The following is a 491-nucleotide window of genomic DNA, read 5'->3' as shown; positions in this document are numbered from 1 at the left end:
ATTTAATGTCGGGGATGAAGAATAAATAAGCTTGAGGATATAAATGAATGATTCCTTGGTTTTGAAAATAGAGTAAAATAAGATATTCATTGATTTTACCACGGATTACTTTTTGACTTTGAGAGTTGATGTTATTTTGGTTAAAATAATGGTTTAATTGTTGGTAATTGGTTTTCATATATTCGTTAATAGAAAGATTAAAGGTGTCTTTGTTAAAAAAACATTTTAAGATTTCCACAGTTTGGATATTAGTATTAAATTGTTGAATATTAAAAAAATCTTGGTTATTTAACATTTGATATTCCTTTCTTTAAATAAAAAAAGACCTTTAAATTAAGGTCTTTTGTTAGTTTTTTTAGTTTTAAAAATTCTTTTTGTTTTCCAGGTAATGGTGCCATCTTTATGAATGGTTTTGATTTTTCCATTAGAAAAATAGATGTAAGTATTGCCATTTTGGCAGGTTTTTTTAGTTATGATCGCCATTTGATAGT

The 491-nt window shown here is 25.1% G+C and carries 1 pseudogene; it reads right to left on the bottom strand.

Annotation, left to right across the window (positions count from 1 at the left end):
• A pseudogene (locus tag RI68_RS02860) lies at positions 1-295 on the bottom strand (hypothetical protein); the annotation flags it as partial.
• Positions 296-491: the final 196 nt, after the last annotated feature.

The organism is Vaccinium witches'-broom phytoplasma str. VAC (genome assembly GCF_000309405.1).
Lineage (GTDB): Bacteria > Bacillota_I > Bacilli_A > Acholeplasmatales > Acholeplasmataceae > Phytoplasma.
This window is presented reverse-complemented; position numbering and strand designations above follow the sequence as displayed.